The sequence below is a fragment of the Novosphingobium sp. NFX11 genome, from assembly GCF_057376415.1.
In genome coordinates this window covers 1,365,498-1,380,228 of sequence record NZ_CP080384.1, presented here as the reverse complement: position 1 = coordinate 1,380,228, position 14,731 = coordinate 1,365,498, and the positions used below count along the sequence as shown (strand labels likewise).

The following is a 14,731-nucleotide window of genomic DNA, read 5'->3' as shown; positions in this document are numbered from 1 at the left end:
TGCCTAGCCTGACGGATTACTTGATCGGGCAATCCGGCGCGAGGCGCATGTCGAGGTAGTTGTCGACCGAGCGCATCAGTTCGGGCGTCTCGTGCTCGAAGAAGTGGTTCGCGCGCGGAATTTCGTCGTGGTGGATGGTGATGTGCTTCTGCGTGCGCAGCTTGTCGACCAGCTTCTGCACCGCGTTCGGCGTGACGACCGTATCGCCGGTGCCCTGGATGATGATGCCCGAAGCCGGGCAGGGCGCGAGGAACGAGAAGTCGTACATGTTGGCCGGCGGCGCCACCGAGATGAAGCCGCAGATCTCCGGACGGCGCATCAGCAACTGCATGCCGATCAGCGCGCCGAACGAATAGCCCGCGATCCAGGTGGTCGAAGCCTCGGGATGGATCGACTGCACCCAGTCGAGCGCCGCCGCCGCATCGGACAGTTCGCCGATGCCGTTGTCGAAGCTGCCCTGGCTGCGGCCGACGCCGCGGAAGTTGAAGCGCAGCGTCGCGAAACCGCGCGCCACGAAGGTCTTGTACATGTGCTGGGTGATGCGGTCGTTCATCGTGCCGCCCGCCTGCGGGTGCGGGTGGAGGATCATCGCCACCGGCGCGCGCGGGCGCGTTGCGGGCTGGAAACGACCTTCGAGACGACCTTCGGGACCGGGGAAGATGACTGCGGGCATAGGTGTTTGCGGCCTGACTTGTTGAAACTCCCGCGAGTCGCTGTGCAGCGATCCGTCGCGGGAGTGGAAAAGAGGAAGGTTGGCTATATAGAAATATTCGTCCCAAAAACAACTTCGCAAGCAATGTCTCAGGCAATGGCCCTCCCGAACATCTATCTCGACCACGCGGCGACCACGCCGATGATGCCCTGTGCACGCGACGCCTGGCTGGAGGGAGCGGCGATCTGGGCCAATCCGTCGAGCCCCCACGCGGCCGGTCGCGGTGCCCGCGCGGCGCTGGAGGATGCCCGCGCGCGGGTTAAGGCGGCGCTGGACTGGCAGGGCGAGGTGATCTTCACTTCGGGTGCCAGCGAGGCGCTGGCGCTGGGTCTCGGCCGGGCCAAGGCGGAGCGGCGTCTGGTCTCGGCGGTGGAGCATGATGCGGTATTCCGCGCGGCGCCGGATGCGCAGGTCATTCCCGTCCGCGAGGGCGAGGTGGATCGCGAGGCGCTTGCCGCTGCGCTTGCCGGGGCCGGACGGGCGGTGGTCGCGGTTCAATCGGTCAATTCCGAGACGGGGACGGCGCTGCTGTCCTATGCGGACAATCCATTGGTGCAGCAGGTGCGTGAGAGTGGTGGCCTGTTCCTTGCCGATTGTTCGCAGTCGGCGGGGAAGTCCGCTTTGCCCGATGCCGACATGGTGGTGCTTTCGGCGCACAAGCTGGGCGGCCCGATCGGCATCGGCGCGCTGCTGGTGCGCGACTTCGCGATGATCGAGCCCAGTGGCGGTCAGGAGCGTGGCTACCGTGCGGGGACCGAGAACCTGCCGGGCGCGCTGGGTTTCGCGGCGGCGCTGGAGGCGTGCGGCGTCGAAAGCTGGGCCACCAGCGCGGAGCAGCGCTTCGATTTCAGGAACCGACTGTCCGAGCATGGTGAAGTGATCCAGCCCGGCGTGCAATGCTCGCACATCTTCGCCGTTGCCGCGCCGAAGATGTCGGCGACGGCCATGCTGATCCGCATGGACGCCAAGGGTTTCGCGATCTCGGCCGGAAGCGCCTGTTCGTCGGGCACGCTCAAGCAGAGCCGGGTGCTGCAGGGCTTCGGTATCGATCCCGATACGGCAAAGCGCACGGTCCGCATCTCGCTGGGCTGGAGCACGACGCCCGACGAACTGGACGCCTTCGCACAGGCCTGGGCCGAGGTGAACGCATGATCTACCTCGATTATCAGGCGACCACGCCGCTCGCCCCCGAAGCGCGCGAGGCGATGCTGCCCTGGCTGGCCGGACCGGAGTGGGAGCGCGGCGCGGGAGGTTTCGCCAACCCGCATAGCCCTCATCGCCCGGGCCGGGCTGCTGCCGCCGCCGTCGAGGTGGCCCGCGCGCAAGTCGCCGCGCTGATGCCGCCGGGCGGCAGGGTGATCTTCACCTCGGGGGCGACCGAGGCGATCAACCTTGCAATCCTCGGCAGCGGTGCAAGCCGCCTCGCGGTTTCGGCGATCGAGCATGCGGCGGTGCTCGATACCGCGCGCAGCGTCGATGCCGACCTGACCGTGCTGCCGGTCGATGGCGAGGGCCTCGTCGATGGCGAGGCGGGAATCGGAAATGCCGATCTCGTCGCGGTGATGCAGGTCAACAACGAGATCGGAACCGTCCAGCCGGTCGACCGTCTCGCCGAGCGGGCGCAGGCTGCCGGTGCGCTGTTCCTGTGCGACGCGGTGCAGGGCGTTGGCAAGGTCAGGGTGCCGCTGGGTGCCGCTATGGTAGCGTTGAGTGCCCATAAATTCCACGGTCCGAAGGGCATCGGCGCGCTGTGGCTGCGTGATGGGCTCGACCTCAAACCGCTGATCCGGGGCGGCGCGCAGGAGCAGGGATTGCGCTCGGGAACGTTGAGCCCGATGCTCTGCGCAGGCTTCGGCGCCGCCGCTAAGCTGGCGAAAGAACGCATGGAGGAGGATGCCGTTCACGTTGCCGGTTTGTGGGAGCGGGCGAGGGAAATCCTTTCGCGCTGGACACTTAACGGATCGACGACGCAGCGCTGGCACGGCAATCTCAACGTGCGCCTCGACGGACTGGACGTCGCGCGGCTGATGTCGGACCTGCGCGACCTCGCCTTTTCGGCAGGATCGGCCTGCGCCAGCGGATCGGGTAGACCGAGCCACGTACTGCAGGCACTGGGTCTTTCGGATAGAGATGCCAAAAGCTCTATCCGTCTGGGATTCGGGCGATATAGTGAACTAAGGGAAATTGAGGATGCCTGCGCCAGAATAGAAGCCGCTGCGGCGGCGCAGGGAGTATAACTTGGTTGATGTCCTGTTTGTGAATATCGACGGATCGCGGGTCTCGGCGCAGGCCGAGCCGGGATCGCGCCTGCTGGAAGTGGCTCAGAACGCCGGGATGCCGCTCGAAGGAACGTGCGAGGGGCAGATGGCCTGCTCGACCTGCCACGTCATCATTTCGCCCGACTGGTTCGACAAGCTGATCCCGGCTTCGGACGACGAGGAGGACATGCTCGACCTCGCCGCAGGGGTGACGCGCACCAGCCGGCTCTCCTGCCAGATCCAGCTGACGGATGCGTTGAACGGCATCGCGGTACGCATCCCCGGCGTCGTCAGGGACATGCAGATCGGCTGACCCTCATCACTCGGCCGAAGAGCGCCCCCGCCAGCGCAGCACCGCCCAGCGAATGGCGAGGCCGACGAGACCCAGCGGAATCGTAACTGCGCCCAGCATGATCAGCATGGCGACGATCGTGCCTAGTACCGAGCCGACGCTGCCCAGCGCTCCCCGGATCGGCGCGAGGAAGCCGCCACTAGCGGGCGATCCCGCTTCGTAAGTCAGGTTCACGCGGCTGAAGTTCACGCGGTTCTGCATTTCCGCCAGCCAACTGCGCGCCTGGTCGATTTCCTCGTTCACTTGCGCGACGCCGCGCTCGGCCTCGACCAGTTCGGCGACGGTGCCCTTGCGCGTGGCGAGCACTTCCATCAGCCGGTCGCGCAGCACGGTGCGGGCGCGAAGCCGCGCTTCGGTATCGACCATCTGCTTCGACAGGTCCTCGCCCGAGATGCCGCCGGACGCCTGCGAGCCACCGGCGCTCCCCGCGACCCGGCCGAGTTCCGCTCCGAAGGCGCGTGCACGTGGTGCGGCGACTGCCAGCGACAGCGAGCCTGAAGCGTAGTTCCCCTCCGCGCTGCCCTGTTTCATGTCGAGGATCTGGCACTGCGTCGGTCCCATTCGCTCGCACATGTCAGCCTGCTTGCGCTGCACCTCGGCGATGCGATCGGCGGGCAGGCGGTAGCCGTACTCATAGATATAGGCGATGCGAGGGGCGTTGGGTGCGCTGACGGAGATCGCTTCGGACTTCTTGCCCTCCGCTCTCTGTCCGGCCTTCGGCGGCTCCTCGCGGATGTCCACGGTGGTCGCCTGCTGTTCGGAAGCAGGCTCGCTGCCGCAGCCGGAAAGCGCGGTGGCGAGCAGGATCGGCAGCAGCAACGAATGATGCATCTTCATCCTCTTGAAACTCCCGCGATCTGCGTTCGAAGCTATCGCAGTCGCAAGTTCTGGAAAACGGCTGAAATCGGCTTTGGCCCCGGGCAGGGCGCTGCTAGGGTCCCGCCACCATGGTGACCACGACAGACGACGAGATCCGATCCCTTCGACGCCATCGTCGATGCGCCCTTCGATGCGGCGCTGTCCGAGCGCTATCTCGTCTATGCGCTGTCGACCATCACCGCGCGCTCGCTGCCGGACTTGCGCGACGGCCTCAAGCCCGTCCACCGCCGCCTGCTCTGGGCGATGCGCCAGCTCAAGCTGGACCCGGCCAGCGCCTACAAGAAGTCCGCCCGCGTCGTCGGCGACGTCATCGGCAAGTACCACCCGCACGGCGACGCCTCGGTCTATGACGCGATGGTGCGCCTCGCGCAGGACTTCTCGCTGCGCTATCCGCTGGTGCAGGGGCAGGGCAACTTCGGCAACATCGACGGCGATAACGCGGCCGCCTACCGCTACACCGAAGCGCGCCTGACCAAGACCGCGATCCAGCTCATGGCCGGGCTGGACGAGGGCACCGTCGATTTCATCCCCACCTACAACGGCGAGGAGAGCGAGCCGGACATCTTCCCCGGCATCTTCCCGAACCTGCTGGCGAACGGCGCCACCGGCATCGCGGTGGGCATGGCGACCTCGATTCCCAGCCACAACGTCGCCGAGATCATCGACGCCACGCTGCTGCTGATCGACAATCCCCATGCCGAGCACGCACAGTTGATGGAGGTCTTCAAAGGCCCCGACTTCGCGACCGGCGGCCTCGTAGTCGACAGCCCCGAGGCGATCAGCCATGCTTACGAGACCGGCAAGGGCGGTTTTCGCGTGCGGGCGCGTTTCTCGACCGGACGCGGTGCGGACGGAGCGTGGGAAGAGACCGGCATCGAAAAGCTGGGTTCGGGCCAGTGGCAACTGGTGGTCACCGAAATTCCCTACATGCTGCCGAAGGGCAAGCTGATCGAGCAGATCGCCGCACTGATCGGCGACCGCAAGCTGCCTATCCTCGAGGACATCCGCGACGAGAGTGACGAGGAAATCCGCCTCGTCCTGGTGCCCAAGAGCCGCAACGTCGATCCGGAATTGCTGAAGGAAAGCCTTTACAAGCTGACCGACCTTGAAAGCCGGTTCAGTCTCAACCTCAACGTGCTCGATTCTCACCGCACACCGGGCGTTCTGGGGCTCAAGCTGCTGCTGTCGGAGTGGGTCTATAGCCAGATCGACATCCTGCTGCGCCGCACCCGGCACCGGCTGGAGAAGATCGCCTCGCGCCTCGAACTGGTCGCGGGCTACATCATCGCCTACCTCAATCTCGACCGGATCATTGAGATCATCCGCACCGAGGACGAGCCCAAGCCGGTGATGATCGCCGAGTTCGAACTGACCGACCGCCAGGCCGAAGCCATCCTCAACATGCGTCTGCGCAGCTTGCGCAAGCTGGAAGAGATGGAACTGCGCAAGGAGCACGAGGAACTGCTGAAGGAGCAGGACGACCTCAACAAGCTGCTCGAAAGCCCGGCCCGCCAGCGCACCCGCATCAAGCGCGACCTCACCAACTTGCGCAAGGACTATGCCGAGGACACCGCGCTTGGCCGTCGCCGCACCACGATCGCGCAGGCGACCAAGACCGTCGAGTTCTCCATGGACGCGATGATCGAGAAGGAGCCGGTCACGGTGATCCTTTCCGCGCGTGGCTGGATCAGGGCGGCAAGGGGCCATGTGGCTCTGGATGGCGACTTCAAGTTCAAGGAGGGTGATGGCCCGGCCTTCGCGTTCCATGCGCAGACCACCGACAAGATCCTGATCGCGCTGGACAACGGCCGTTTCTACACGCTCGGCGCCGACAAGCTGCCCGGAGCGCGCGGCTTCGGCGAGCCGATCCGCACGATGGTCGATATCGATGCCGAGGCGCATATCATCGAGGCGATCGTCTACAAGCCCAAGGCGCAACTGCTGCTGGCTTCCAACATCGGACGCGGCTTCGCGGCGGAGATGGACGAACTGCTCGCCGAAACCCGCAAGGGTCGCGCGGTCATGTCTACCAAGCCCGGCGTCACGCTGACGACCGTGCGCGAGATTCCGGCCGAGCACGATCACGTCGCAGTTGTCGGCGACAACCGCAAGTTGGTGATCTTCAGCCTTGAGGAATTGCCGGTCATGGCAAAGGGGCAGGGGGTCACTCTCCAGCGCTACCGCGATGGCGGCATGGCCGATGTAACGACGCTCAAGCTGGAGGATGGGCTCTCTTGGACGATGGGCGGCGAAAGCGGCCGTACGCGCACCGAGAAGGACATGGCGCTCTGGAAGGTCGCGCGCGGTGCGGCCGGGCGCTTGCCGCCGAACGGGTTCCCGCGGGACAACAAGTTCCAAGGGTAGTCGTAGAGCTGGGCATGATTTGAAAACAGGTCGTCATTCCCGCGAAAGCGGGAACCCATCTCCTTACAGTGCCGATTGCGCCGACATCAGATGGGTCCCCGCCTCCGCGGGGATGACGAGGATAAACTCGCTGTCGGAGTTAGTCGCAGCGAGGAGGAGCTCAGGCCTCGGTTTTCTCCGCTTGCGGATGATGCGGCACCAGGATCAGCGTCCTGCCCTCCACCCGCCAACTGGCGAGCCGCGACAGCAGGTTCATGCCGATGACATTGGCGTCGCCGAGCCCCGGCGCGACCACTGCATCGATCTCGCGCGCAACGACATTGCCCATCCGCAACTCGTCGATCACCGCCAGTTGCGCTTCCACCGTGCCATTGGCCGTGCGCATCAGCACCGAGCGGTTGAGCGGATTGGCCTTCAGCCCCGCCTCCTGCGCCGTCGCGGGGGATATCGCGGTCAGCGTGGCGCCGGTATCGACCAGGAAATCGCGCTTCACGCCGTTGACGGTAGCGCTGATCCAGAAGTGACCGTCCGGCTGCATCGGCACGCGCGTCTCCCCGCCCGCGACGTTCTGGCGCTCGATGCCGAGTTGGGGCAGCGCGAAGTCTGCACCCGTGGTCAGGCGTGTCACCTGAGCGATCGTCAGCAGCATCGCGGCCAGCAGGCCGAGATTGCCCACCCCGCGCAGCAAGCCGCCCAGCAACGGAAGCGCGCGTCGCAGCATTCCCCGACTACGCTTGCGACGATGCCTGCAAAGGCGAGCGCCAGCAACGGCTGTCCGGCAAGGAATTTCAGGATTTCGGCAATGTCCATTACGGCAGCTCTATCACACGGCGGCTTTCGCGACGCTGACTGTCACTTCGGTTTTGGCGTCAGGATGAGCCGCCGACCCTCAACCCGCCACGCGGCCAGCTGCGACAGCAGATTCATGCCGATGACGTTGGTGTCGACTTCGGTGTCGGGGCCGATGGCAACCGTCAGGGCGTTCGCTTCGATGCCGCCGAAACGCAGGACGTCGGCCGTACCCCGCCGCGCGACGATCGAGCCGTTGGCGGTTTCGAGTATCATGCCACGATCCTCGGGATCGGGCTGGATACCGACCCGATCGGCCACGCGCTGCGAGATGCCGGTGTAAGTCGCGCCGGTGTCGATCAGGAATTCGACCGGCTCGCCGTTCAGTTGCGCCTCGACCCAGAAATGCCCGTCAGCGCGCATGGCGATGACGGTTTCTTTGCCCACGATCTCGGCCGGGCGGGTGGCGTCCAGCCAGAGCGCCGCCTCCGACCGCCCGTTGTGTCCGGCCAGTTCGGCCACGGTCAGCAGCAGGGCGGCGATCAGGCCGAGATAAGCGCAGTTGCGCATCACGTGCCCGAGGCGGGGATTACCCGCAGCGACCATCCCGGCTGCCACTGCCAGCAGGATCGCCGCGATCGTCAACGAAAGCAGCGGCTGCCCGATCAGGAAGCTGACGAGATCAGGAAGGTTCACGCTCGCGGTTCCGCCAGGACTTGGTCGAGCAGCGCATCGACGCGCTCACCCTCGGGGAAGCCCTCGGCGATCCAGCGATCCTCGACCCGGCGCAGGATGCGCGCCACGTCAGGCCCCGCGCCTACCCCGCGCGCGACGATCTGGCCGCCCTTGAGCGGCATCGTCGGCACGTCCCAACCCGTGAGCGGGGATACGTCCGCCCCGGCGATCAGCAATCGATCGAGCGCTGCCTCGCGGCCCAGGCGGTAGGCGAGAGCACGCGGTTCAGAAGGTGATGCTTCGCGCGCGGCGGCAAGCGAAAGGCGCTTCTTCTGGGCTGCGGAGAGGCGAAAGCGCGCGGCGACATGTTCGGCCAATGCCGGTTGCGCGGGCAGCAGCGCCGCCAGCCGACGGATCGCCTCGGGTGCGATGCCTTGCGCCCGCTCGACCGCGACAAGCGCGGCAAGGGCTTCAGGATCGGCTTCGGGCAGGATGACCTGAAGCACGCCGAGTTCGTACATCCGCTGCACGGTCGGCGCCGGGTCGGGGAGGCCGAGCAGGTTCATCGTCTCCATGCCGACCCGCTCGCGCGAGAGGCCCTTGAGCGTCGCGGCCAGTTCCGAACAGGCGGCTTCCGCCTCGGCATCGGCGGGCGTGGAGCCGAAGCGAGCCTGAAAGCGGAAATAGCGCAAGATGCGTAAGTGATCCTCGCGGATGCGCTCGCGCGCGTCGCCGATGAAGCGGACGCGGCGGATCGATAGGTCGGTGAGGCCGTCGAACCAGTCGTGGACCTCGCCGCTGCGCGGATCGGCGTAGAGCGCATTGATCGTGAAGTCGCGACGTGCCGCATCCTCGCGCCAGTCCTGCGCGAAGGCGACCGTCGCGCGGCGTCCGTCGGTGGAGACGTCGTGGCGCAGGGTGGTGATTTCCACCGGGCCGAGGGGAAGAACGGCAGTGACGGTGCCGTGCTCGATACCGGTGGGGACGTTGCGGATGCCGGCGGCATTCAGCCGCTCGATCACCGCTTCGGGCAAGAGCACCGTCGCCATGTCGACGTCCTTGACCGACAGACCCAGCAATGTATCGCGCACGGCTCCGCCGACATAGCGGGCATTGCCTTCTCCCAGCACGGCGACGAGCCCGGCGAGGTCTTCGCGGTGCATCCAGGGCGCATTTAGAATCTCAGGCATTCGATTGTCTTTCGAGCCAGTTCAGGCGACCGGCAAGGTTGTGGAGGATCGCGCCGGTGACGCCCCAGATGACGTGGTCCTGGCGGCAGTCGTTCCAGACGATCTCGATGAAGCTGTGGCGTCGGCCTTCAAACTCGATGTTGCGGGTAGCCTGGTTGGCGGGGTCGAGCACGAAGTCGACTGGCACTTCGAACCACTGTGCCACTTCGGCGGGATTGGGCCGGATTTCGAGGTCTGGCGGAACGATGCCGACGACGGGCGTGATCTCGTACCCGCTGCCGGTGCGGTAGACGTCGCTGGTGCCGATGACGCGCACGTCGCCCATGCGGATGCCGAGTTCCTCGTTCGCTTCGCGCAGGGCTGCTTCGACCGCGTCCTCGCCTGGGTCGAGGCGGCCGCCGGGAAAGGCGATCTGGCCGGGGTGTGCGCGCATGGTGGACGGACGGTGCAGCAATAGCATGCCGGGGCGCTCGCGCTCGGTGATGGCGACGAGCACGGCTGCAGGCTTGAAGCTGGCAATGTCGTGGATGCGCGGATCGCTCCACAGACGCGGCGGCGTGGCGGCGTGACCCGCCTTCAGGCGGCGCGAAACCTGGTCGAAGAGTGAGCTCATGCGGGAACCAGCGAGAAGCGGGCGCCCTGGCTGGTCACGGAAAGATCGTCGCTTTCCAGGGCGATCTCGATCAGTTGCGCGTAAGTGCTGCGGTTGAGGCGGGCGCGGGTGCCGTGACGGACGGCGACGTAGATAGCCGGCGTCTCGGCATTGCCTTCGACGGTGACCGGATGCTCGGGCCCGGCCATGACCAGATCGTCGGTATTGAGCCGGAAGACGAGAGTGTCGGCATCACGCTTGACGTCGACGGCGATGAATGCTGCATCCTCGACCGCGATCGAGAGTTTCTGGGCGGGCGTGACCAGCCAGTGCCGCCCTTCTTCATCGGAAGTCAGCAGCGAAGCGAAGGCGCGCACCATGGCCGGGCGGCGGATCTCGCCATCCTGATGGAACCAGCGCCCATCGGCGGCGATGCGCATCTCGCTGTCGCCGGTTTCGGCGCCAGTCTCGGCAATCGACCACTGATCGACCGGTGGAAGTTTGCGCGCGGCGACAAGCCCGGCCACTTGGTCGAGGCTCAGCGCAGCAAGTTCGGGGGCGGTTCGTAAGGCATCGTCTCGCGATGCCAGATAGGGTCTCGCGCGCCAAGGTCCAGTGTGGTTAGCGGTGCGGCAAGCGGTGCTTCAGCGCAGCCACGGCCCCAGCATACCGCGCTCCGGAAGTACCGCGATGTTGGCGCAACGTACCAGCAGACGGCGGCGCTCGAACGGGCCGGGCAGATCCCAGCCCTCGGTGCCCTCGTTGGAAAAGCCCCAGAAGCGGCCGTAATACTCGGGATCGCCGATCATGACCTGTGGCAGCGGCGCGCGGTCGTCGATGCTGGCCATGCTGGTCGACATCAACGCCTGCCCATAGCCCATGCCCTGATGACCGGGCATTACGGCGACCGGACCGACCATGATCATAGGGAAAGGGCGACCCTCCGGCGTATTGAGCGCGACCGGCCAACACTGGATCGTCCCGACCAGCATCTCATTGGCATCGAGTGCGGCGAAACTGAGAGCAGGCAGCCAGTCCGTACCTTCGCGGATCTTGTAGGCGGTGCGCTTGTGGCGCGCTGGCTCGAAGGCCGCATCAAGCAGGTCCTCGACGAGTACGGGATCGACGTTGTCGAGGGGAATGATCGTGGCGGCTTCGGACTGGATCTCTGTCATGGCGCGCGCGCGATAGGAGTGGCGCGCCGATTTGTCGATTCAATTTGCATTTCCGGACGCGGGAGTGAGGCGAAGCAGGTGGCCGCTTTCCGGCCCTTCGCCGTCCTCCAGGAGCCAGATCGCGTCGTCCGGTCCCTGCCGCACTTCGCGAATGCGGTTGTCCATGGGGTAGCGGGCCTCCTCGGTGGCGTTGTCGCCGTTGATTGATACGCGGACCACGCCCGCTGCAAGGCCAGCGATGATCGCCTGATCCTTCCACGCGGGGAAAAGATCGCCGCTGTAGAAGATGAAGTCGCCCGGCGCGATGACGGGGTTCCAACTGATGGCCGGCTTCGCGAGATCGGGACGGGTGGAATGGCGCGGGATCGGGCGGCCGTCATAATGGTCGCCGTCCGAAACCAGCGGCCAGCCGTAATTGGCGCCCGGCTTGACGAGGTTCAGTTCGTCACCGCCTGCCGGGCCATGTTCGAGATCCCATAGCTGACCTTTCGCGTCGAAAGCGAGGCCCAGGATGTTGCGATGACCGTAGGACCAGATCTGGTTGGTCGGCGCAGGCTTGTCCGCCCAGGGATTGCCGGGGGCAGGGGTGCCGTCCGGCAGCAGTCGTACGACCTTGCCGAGATTGGTGCCGAGATCCTGCGCAGGCGTGAATTTCTGCCGCTCACCCGAGGCGACGAAAAGGTACTTGCCGTCGGGCGAGAAGCGCAATCGGTGCGAATAATGCCCGGTTCCGGGCACCTTGGGCGTCTGGCGCCAGATCACCGCGAGGTTTTCCAGCGCGCACTGCGTAGGTGTGCTGCAGACGAGGTTCGCCTTGCCAACCGCCGCGCCGCGCGTGTCGCCCGATCCGGACTCTGCCCAGCTGAGATAGACCACGCGTCGGTCGAGCGCGGTTCCCGCCTGGCCCGGAGCGAAGATGAAGTCGCCGAGGCCGCCTTGGCCGCCGTAGTCGACCTTGGGCATGCCGCTGACCTCGCCGATCCGGCCGTCCGGCGTGCGGATGCGGATCGTGCCTTTCTTCTCGGTGACGACGAGCGTTCCGCTGCCTTCGTCGAAAGCCATCGCCCAGGGTTCGTCGAACTGAGCGATGGTTTCGATCCTGAACGGCGCCGCTGCCTCGGCCTCCGGCGCCTTTTCCCCGGTGGCGGCATTGCCGCAGCTTGCGAGTGTCAGCGCCAGCGGCGATAGGGCGAAAAGGAGACGTCTTGCGAACATGCCGAGCCCAATGCTTGCACCTTTCACGAGTTCCCCGAGCGTGCCTTCGGCAACGAAACGTTACGTGATCGGTGTCGACGAGGCCGGTCGCGGCCCGCTTGCAGGGCCGGTTGTTGCAGGCGCGGTCATGCTCTGCAAGCCGCGCCCCTCCGGACTGGACGATTCCAAGAAGCTTTCCGCGATGCGTCGCTCCGAACTGGAGGCAACCATCAAGCGCCGGTGCCGCTGGGCGGTCGGTGTGGTCGATGTGGAGGATATCGATCGCCTCAACATCTTCGGCGCGACGATGCTGGCGATGACGCGCGCGGTGGCGGCGCTATGTGCTACGCTGGGCTCGGAGCCGCACGAGGTGCTGGTGGACGGCAACATGACGCCGCATGGTCGCCGCGAGGAATGGCGCTGGAATGCCCGCGCGATCGTCGGCGGGGATGCGATCGAGCCTTGTATCTCGGCGGCATCGATCATCGCCAAGGAGCACCGGGACCGCCTGATGCGCGATCTTGCGCTGGTGCATCCGCATTACGGGTGGGAGCGCAATGCCGGTTACGGCACGCCGCAGCATCTTGCTGCACTGCGAGAGCATGGGCCCACCCCGCATCACCGGCGCAGCTTCGCGCCAGTGGCTCAACTCACGCTGCTTTAGGCTGCGAGCGCGAGGTCTTCGGACTTCGGTGCCTCGATCCTGGCTTCCGGAACGGCGGCGTCCTGCGCGGGTTTCTCGGCCAGACCGGCGACGTAGCGCTCCGCAAGGAGCACGTCGCGGCGATACGAGAAGTAGAGTGAGATAAGCGAAAACATCTGACGACCTTATATGGATATGTGCTTGCTGCGCTGCAGCGTCGAGGGTCATTTGGGCTTCACGGCCGATTGCTGCAAATGCAACGTATCGGATGGGTGTTGCATAAAACTGCACTATCAATTCCGGGGTGTGACAAAAAGTTATCCACGAGTCGCGTCAGTCACACCCACTACATCTTGAGTCATGGCGATTCGCGGCGACTCAAGATGTAGTGCTGGATCTGTTTTGTTCCGCTTGACTGAACACGTGAATCACAAGGATTCACCACGAGTCGCGGCTTGACGGCGAGTCCCGGATGAATCACTTAGGGGTCATATCCACAGTTTATCTCATCGGAGCAGTCATGGGTCAGATCTTGGTCAAGGAACGCATTCGGGCACGGGCGCCTGCGCCCACCCCGAAGGAGCTGCTTCCGCTCGGCCGCATCCTGGCCGGGGACTGCATCAAGGCGATGCGCACCATTCCCGACGCTTCGGTGGACATGGTCTTCGCCGATCCGCCGTACAACCTGCAGCTCGGCGGCGACCTCGCACGCCCGGACGGCAGCCACGTCGACGCGGTGACGAACGACTGGGACAAGTTTTCCAGCTTCGCGACCTACGACCAGTTCACCCGCGACTGGCTGACTGAAGCGCGCCGCGTGCTCAAGCCCGAAGGCTCACTGTGGGTGATCGGTTCGTACCACAACATCTTCCGTCTAGGCGCGATCATGCAGGACATGGGGTTCTGGATTCTCAACGACATCGTGTGGCGCAAGGCGAACCCGATGCCCAACTTCAAGGGCACCCGCTTCACCAATGCGCACGAGACCCTGATCTGGGCGAGCATGGGCGAGAAGTCGAAGTACACCTTCAACTATCGCGCGATGAAGACGCTCAATGATGAACTGCAGATGCGCTCCGACTGGGTGCTGCCGATCTGCAACGGCGCCGAGCGTCTGAAGAAGGGCGGCCGCAAGGTCCACCCGACGCAGAAGCCCGAGGCGCTGCTCTACCGGGTGATGCTGGCGACGACCAACAAGGGCGACGTCGTGCTCGACCCGTTCTTCGGCACCGGCACCACCGGCGCCGTCGCCAAGCGCCTCGGCCGCGAGTGGATCGGCTGCGAGCGCGAGAGCGACTACCGCGAAGCCGCGCTGGAGCGCATCGAGATGGCGCTGCCGCTGGACGAGAGCGCGCTCAAGACCATGCAATCCAAGCGCACCGCGCCAAAGGTGGCGTTCGGCACGCTGATCGAAACCGGCTGGATACAGCCGGGCACTGAGCTGTTCGACAAGAAGCGTCGCCACGTTGCATCGGTGCGTGCGGACGGCTCGCTGGTGGCGGGCGACCTCAACGGCTCGATCCACGGCGTTGGCAAAGATTTGCAGGGCGCGCCCTCGTGCAACGGCTGGACGTATTGGCATCTGGAGCACGAAGGCCAGATCAAGCCGATCGACGCGATCCGCCAGCTGTACCTGCTCGCGACAGAGCCGTGAGGTGGTGCAGCGCCTGGGTTGATGCTATCTACCAGATATGACCGAGAACGTCGAAAATCTGCTACTCGAGCCGCTGAAGAAAATTCAGGCCGAACAATCGGTCGCGCGTGCGCGCGACCGGGAGATCATGACACGTCTCGGTTCGCTGGAATCGATGATTGCGCGCATCGGCCGAGATAACGCTCATGCGTATGAAGAGCAGATCGAGGATAGGCACGGCTGGACGCTTTGAAAGAGCGTGTCGAGCGTTTGGA

16 protein-coding genes and 1 pseudogene are annotated in these 14,731 nt (G+C 65.3%); 7 read left to right on the top strand and 10 right to left on the bottom strand.

Annotated elements, in window-relative coordinates; all coding sequences use genetic code 11:
• Positions 1 to 16: 16 nt before the first annotated feature.
• Positions 17 to 673 (bottom strand): alpha/beta hydrolase, encoded by a 657-nt coding sequence (locus KZO24_RS07020; protein ID WP_486487037.1) that lies wholly within the window; start codon positions 671 to 673, stop codon positions 17 to 19.
• A 135-nt stretch (positions 674 to 808) separates the two neighbouring features.
• Between KZO24_RS07020 and KZO24_RS07015 the strand changes: the two genes are divergently transcribed.
• The 3 genes from KZO24_RS07015 to KZO24_RS07005 are packed head-to-tail and all read left to right on the top strand — an operon-like array spanning position 809 to position 3,283.
• Positions 809 to 1,864 (top strand): cysteine desulfurase family protein, encoded by a 1,056-nt coding sequence (locus KZO24_RS07015; protein WP_271183527.1) that lies wholly within the window; start codon positions 809 to 811, stop codon positions 1,862 to 1,864.
• A complete protein-coding gene (locus tag KZO24_RS07010) occupies positions 1,861 to 2,949 on the top strand; it encodes a cysteine desulfurase family protein (protein ID WP_271183416.1) in 1,089 nt (362 codons plus the stop codon). Before KZO24_RS07015 ends, KZO24_RS07010 begins: the two co-directional genes overlap by 4 nt.
• Before the next feature lies 1 nt (position 2,950).
• Positions 2,951 to 3,283 (top strand): 2Fe-2S iron-sulfur cluster-binding protein, encoded by a 333-nt coding sequence (locus KZO24_RS07005; protein ID WP_271183415.1) that lies wholly within the window; start codon positions 2,951 to 2,953, stop codon positions 3,281 to 3,283.
• 6 nt (positions 3,284 to 3,289) lie between these two features.
• Here KZO24_RS07005 and KZO24_RS07000 read toward each other — a convergent pair whose 3' ends face one another.
• On the bottom strand, positions 3,290 to 4,159 hold the full coding sequence (locus tag KZO24_RS07000) for a DUF4349 domain-containing protein (RefSeq protein WP_271183414.1): 870 nt from the start codon (positions 4,157 to 4,159) through the stop codon (positions 3,290 to 3,292).
• Positions 4,160 to 4,312: 153 nt separating this feature from the next.
• Here KZO24_RS07000 and parC point away from each other — a divergent pair, with 153 nt between their 5' ends.
• Positions 4,313 to 6,565 (top strand): DNA topoisomerase IV subunit A, encoded by a 2,253-nt coding sequence (parC, locus tag KZO24_RS06995; protein ID WP_486487150.1) that lies wholly within the window; start codon positions 4,313 to 4,315, stop codon positions 6,563 to 6,565.
• Positions 6,566 to 6,725: 160 nt separating this feature from the next.
• Here parC and KZO24_RS06990 read toward each other — a convergent pair whose 3' ends face one another.
• The 7 genes and pseudogenes from KZO24_RS06990 to KZO24_RS06960 all read right to left on the bottom strand — a co-directional run bounded on the left by KZO24_RS06990 (position 6,726) and on the right by KZO24_RS06960 (position 12,201).
• Entirely contained in the window at positions 6,726 to 7,286 is a 561-nt protein-coding gene (locus KZO24_RS06990; RefSeq protein ID WP_486487036.1) for a retropepsin-like aspartic protease family protein, read from the bottom strand.
• Positions 7,287 to 7,417: 131 nt separating this feature from the next.
• Complete coding sequence (locus tag KZO24_RS06985) at positions 7,418 to 8,050, bottom strand: retropepsin-like aspartic protease family protein (RefSeq protein ID WP_271183411.1); 633 nt, start codon at positions 8,048 to 8,050, stop codon at positions 7,418 to 7,420.
• A complete protein-coding gene (locus KZO24_RS06980; protein ID WP_486487035.1) occupies positions 8,047 to 9,219 on the bottom strand; it encodes a CCA tRNA nucleotidyltransferase in 1,173 nt (390 codons plus the stop codon). Before KZO24_RS06980 ends, KZO24_RS06985 begins: the two co-directional genes overlap by 4 nt.
• Positions 9,212 to 9,832 (bottom strand): CoA pyrophosphatase, encoded by a 621-nt coding sequence (locus KZO24_RS06975; protein ID WP_271183409.1) that lies wholly within the window; start codon positions 9,830 to 9,832, stop codon positions 9,212 to 9,214. The genes KZO24_RS06980 and KZO24_RS06975 overlap by 8 nt, the downstream gene beginning before the upstream one ends.
• Positions 9,829 to 10,385 (bottom strand): annotated as a pseudogene (locus tag KZO24_RS06970) (DUF1285 domain-containing protein). Before KZO24_RS06970 ends, KZO24_RS06975 begins: the two are co-directional and overlap by 4 nt.
• A 70-nt stretch (positions 10,386 to 10,455) precedes the next feature.
• A complete protein-coding gene (locus tag KZO24_RS06965) occupies positions 10,456 to 10,986 on the bottom strand; it encodes a GNAT family N-acetyltransferase (protein WP_271183407.1) in 531 nt (176 codons plus the stop codon).
• Positions 10,987 to 11,025: 39 nt separating this feature from the next.
• Positions 11,026 to 12,201 (bottom strand): PQQ-dependent sugar dehydrogenase, encoded by a 1,176-nt coding sequence (locus KZO24_RS06960; protein WP_271183406.1) that lies wholly within the window; start codon positions 12,199 to 12,201, stop codon positions 11,026 to 11,028.
• Between the two features lie 10 nt (positions 12,202 to 12,211).
• On the opposite strand from KZO24_RS06960, the gene KZO24_RS06955 reads away from it, so the two are divergent.
• Positions 12,212 to 12,844 carry a ribonuclease HII gene (locus tag KZO24_RS06955; protein WP_370424095.1) on the top strand — a complete coding sequence of 211 codons (633 nt, stop codon included), beginning with the start codon at positions 12,212 to 12,214 and terminating at the stop codon, positions 12,842 to 12,844.
• Here the strand turns inward: KZO24_RS06955 and KZO24_RS06950 are convergent.
• A complete protein-coding gene (locus KZO24_RS06950; protein WP_155986203.1) occupies positions 12,841 to 12,999 on the bottom strand; it encodes a hypothetical protein in 159 nt (52 codons plus the stop codon). The two genes, KZO24_RS06955 and KZO24_RS06950, sit on opposite strands and share 4 nt — an antisense overlap.
• 344 nt (positions 13,000 to 13,343) lie before the next feature.
• Between KZO24_RS06950 and KZO24_RS06945 the strand changes: the two genes are divergently transcribed.
• Together KZO24_RS06945 and KZO24_RS06940 are read left to right on the top strand one after the other, a co-directional pair.
• Positions 13,344 to 14,477: a DNA methyltransferase gene (locus KZO24_RS06945; protein WP_486487034.1), complete on the top strand. Its 1,134-nt coding sequence runs from the start codon at positions 13,344 to 13,346 to the stop codon at positions 14,475 to 14,477.
• 37 nt (positions 14,478 to 14,514) lie between these two features.
• A complete protein-coding gene (locus tag KZO24_RS06940; RefSeq protein WP_271183403.1) occupies positions 14,515 to 14,709 on the top strand; it encodes a hypothetical protein in 195 nt (64 codons plus the stop codon).
• Positions 14,710 to 14,731 lie beyond the last annotated feature (22 nt).